The sequence below is a fragment of the bacterium genome (genome assembly GCA_040755795.1).
GTDB lineage: Bacteria > UBA9089 > CG2-30-40-21 > CG2-30-40-21 > SBAY01 > JBFLXS01.
The window spans coordinates 1-4180 of record JBFLXS010000366.1; the positions used below are offsets into that span (position 1 = coordinate 1).

Below are 4180 nucleotides of genomic sequence, written 5' to 3' on the forward strand. Positions count from 1 at the left end.
CAAGGCTAAAGCCAGAGGTTTTAGAAGTTACAGAAATTTTAAAATAGTAACCTTTTTGATTACAGGAAAACTTAATTTTGGTCAACTCAATAAACACTATTTACCCACTTAAAACTTAGAAGAACCTTACTTTTACTTAGTTTTAATTTCGTGAAGCCCTATTTAATTTTTTAGTAATCGGATTGAGCGGATTAATCGGATTCCTTTTCTGTTTTTTTTATCTGCTCAATCCGCTAAATCCGCTTACTAATAATATACCATGAAAATTCAAAAAAGTCAATAATTTATCTATGTTAATTCCGTGCGATCTGTGTCATCCGTGTACTTTTAATTCACAATTCAAGATGTGACCCTATACCCCCTTCAAGATGTGACCCTATACCCCCTTATTTTTAGTAAGGAGAGATGGAGAATAGGGAGAAAAGGAGAGAATTCTTTTAATATTTTTCTCCATTTCCTTCTTTCTCCCTTTCTCCTTTATTTCTGTCGGTAAAGGCTCAAAATCTCTATCTATAAACCAGACAGGCTCTTTAAACTTGCCCAAAAGATGTGCCACCCCATCAACAAATCCATTCAAATACACCCCAACCTCTGCCTCTGAATCTATCTTTGCCGTGGTAGGGTATCTTGGGTCTGAAATATCATAGGATTCATCCGGATGGTCAGTGACTATGTTCTGACCATTGGCATATTGAATGGCAGATAATTTTATCCCGGGTACACTCACGATTATCTGATGTATCAAATTATCATCCGGTATTAATTCCTCACCTGAGGTAACTACGAAAGAGGTGCTTGCTTGACTATCTGCTGGTAAATCTAAAGTAGCTGCAGGATATTGGGTGATAGAAAGGCATCCTGATGCTTTAATCAACTTCATCTTAATATTAGCCGTAAATGATTTATTCTTTGCCTTGTTAGTAATAGTGATGTAGTGGGTATGTGATTCATGAGGCTTAGTAAAATCCTGCCAGGCAGGATGGATGGATACAAAGATAGGTGGGGCTATCTCAAAACTCCAGCGATAAGGAGACCCTTTCAAGTCATGTCCTGGCTCATTGGCATTATCCTTTGCCTCAATTGAGCAAGAATACTCACCGTAATCTAACTTATTCACTGCTGATGCCTGATGAAAAGTCCCTTGAGGGGTATTCAGGACAATAGTTGTTGGGTCAATACCAGAGGCATAGCCATTAATAGGTGGGTCAAAAAGTGTAGCAGAGATATTGACCGTATAAGGCGTGTCCTCAGCAATAATCACCTCACCATTTGCTGGCGTGGTGGCAGTAACCTCAGGCTCCTCGGTGTCAATGTAAAACACATAGCTACCTGTAATTGGTATTTCAATTTCCTCTGTAACTTCAAGCTCAGATGGAGTATCACAATTACCCGTGAATATCTCTACTGGTCTTTTATATGGCATAAGACAAAGTGTCGCTATCCCATCACTATTTTTAGGGATATTCAAACTACCAGAGAAATTTTGCCCGTAGCCTACTAATGATAGATATTGCTGAGGTAAAGCTGTGCCTTTAGCAAAAACTGTAAGTGGCAAAGGAAGATAGTAGTTAGAAAGGGTAACATTAATACTTACATTCCCTTCCCTTACAGGAGATGGAGGAGAGATAGTAATTTCAGCGAGAATAGGTGATTGAGAAAATTTCTCTTGTAGAATCTCTTTCTTAATCCTAACATTGTTATCTAAATTCAAATGGTCTACTGGCAATTTAACTCCTAAGTCACTAACTTTTTTAGTTATTAGTTCTAACAAATGTTGTGCGACACCCATCGCTGAATTATAGGAAACAACACCATCTCCACCAAATATTCTATCTTCTGCTATCTGAAGATACTTAACATTTGAATTTAAGTTATTCTCCCAGAATAATTCCTCCATAAAATTACTGCCTTTAGTTTGCTGTTGCTCTACTGCAGGAAAGTAAGGGTTGGGAAGAATAGTATTTTCAATAAGTTTCTTGAGCCACTCTGGACAATGATAAGCCCACTCACCTAAAAAACTCCCTTTATTCGGTGTCCCAAGCATGATGATTTGACCTACATCATTGCCGTAGCGGGGGATGTCGGAGATGGTCTTGGTAATGTACCGTTTTGCCTGAAGATCATAATATTTATATTTCATTAGGGGTTGGTACTGACTTCCATACATCATCGTATAAAGTTCAGCTACCAGTCCCCCTCGTGAATGGGCTATTATATCTACTTTCTCAGCATCTGTTTGTTCCTTAATCTTATCAATGATCTTTTTAAGTTGCTTGATATCCTCTTGTATTAATCCTTGTCCTTTAAGAGGAAAATCTCCACCCAATTCAGGAAAATCAGCTAAGGTGAACACATCAAATCCAGCATTTTGTAATGTCTTTTTTAAACAACCCGTTTCCCACATCTCTGAGGTATCATTAGTCCCATGAACTAAAAGCACAGGATTCTTAGCAAAGGCTGGAGTTAACCAAAATAAACTGCCTACTAACCCTAAAATAATGGCTCTTTTTAACATAATTTTCACCTCCAACAGAGTAAATTAAACCTAAAACTCAAACTCACTATCAGGTATACCTGTATTTATCTGAATATTACTAAGGGTATATTCCTCTTTTACCTCTTCAGGTCTATATTTAGGTAAGGGTGGTTGAATTTTAATAAGTGTTGTTGGTATCCAAGTGTTATTGATTAATATAAAGTTTTTAATTTCAGTTTGTTCAGTTAGTTGCCCCTCAGGGAAGTCTTCAGAAATTTCCTCATTTGGATAATAATGCTGACGGCAATTAATTTTTATAACAACACCTTTGTTATAATCAATAAATAATTCTATTTTAGCTCCTCTTGGATAATTATAATCATCCTCAGGATTACTAGCTTTCGGCACTGCCTCAATCACCCAGGTATTTTCTTCTGGGTGGCTGATGACTTTCGTATCAAACTTAGTAATTAACTCATCCAACCGCCAGTAGAAATCAAACCTATCCGGGTCTAATAAGGTATACCAGGGAAGGTTATAATTTCCAACAGGTGTATCTTTAGTCACTGGACCTCCCCATCCTGTTCCCATCCTCCTATATTCAACATTATTCTTTTTAACCACTGTAAGCAGTTCTTTTGGAGGTAACCATTTAAGTTTATCCGGTGCTTTAAAGAAAAACTTCTCGTCCTGGATAATCAAATCACCGATTAGTCCTAACATCTGTTTAAGTAAATCTATATCTCCCATATTTTCAGGAATTCTTACTTTCATCTGATAATCCGCCGTCAAATCTTGAATCTTATGGTAATTAGCTTCAACCTTATCGAGTAGTTGTTGGACAGTCGGCGTGCCGATTTGTTTTGGTCTAAGTGGTAGATTTTTCTTTTTTACCACTTTTTCCTGCTTAGTCTTTTGCTCCTTAGCTTTTAGCCATTGCCATTGCCATTCTATACCCTGGGCTATAGTGCTACTGCCCAGCAAAACACATATCACCGCAATGCTACACATTATGGTCTTAATCCCTGCCCCTCTTGAATTTCCCTTTGAACTTCTTTTACCCATTTTAAATCTACCTCCTTAATTTTGGTAATTGGTAACTGGTGAATGGTAATTAGTTACCAATTAACCCATTACTTTTACTTAGTTTTAATTTCGTGAAGCCCTATTTAATTTTTGTAACCGTTCAGGGCTATACATTAGAAGTGTAAACAAGGAGAAATGGGGAAAAGGGAGAATTGGAGAAATGGCTCAAACTTTTTCTTGCTCCACCCTTCGGACATCAATCCTGGAGTCTGCGAAATTTACCAGTAACCCTATTTCTTTATCCACTGCTACAGGCATTAATAATCCTATCAGTTAACTCTTCTTTTCTCCACTTCTCCATCTTCTCCCTTTCTCCTTATTTTTTATATCCTACCTGAACTCTTACTAATTTTTTAGTAATCGGATTGAGCGGATTAATCGGATTTCTTTTCTGTTTTTTTATCTGCTCAATCCGCTAAATCCGCTTACTAATAATATACCATAAAAATTCAAAAAAGTCAATAATTTATCTATGTTAATTCCGTGCGATTTGTGTCATCCGTGTACTCTTTACCGCAGAGACGCAGAGAAACAGAGAAGACATAGAAATAAAGTAACTATTCAGCCACTGATTAACACGGATTAGCACGGATAAATACAGAGGGCAGAAGGCAGAGG

General features: G+C 37.3%; 2 protein-coding genes. Both read right to left on the minus strand.

Going from position 1 to position 4180, the window contains the following annotated elements:
• Positions 1 to 376: 376 nt before the first annotated feature.
• Positions 377 to 2515 carry an alpha/beta fold hydrolase gene (locus AB1414_16680; protein MEW6609054.1) on the minus strand — a complete coding sequence of 713 codons (2139 nt, stop codon included), beginning with the start codon at positions 2513 to 2515 and terminating at the stop codon, positions 377 to 379.
• A gap of 30 nt (positions 2516 to 2545) precedes the next feature.
• Positions 2546 to 3541 carry a hypothetical protein gene (locus AB1414_16685; GenBank protein ID MEW6609055.1) on the minus strand — a complete coding sequence of 332 codons (996 nt, stop codon included), beginning with the start codon at positions 3539 to 3541 and terminating at the stop codon, positions 2546 to 2548.
• Between the last annotated feature and the right edge of the window lie 639 nt (positions 3542 to 4180).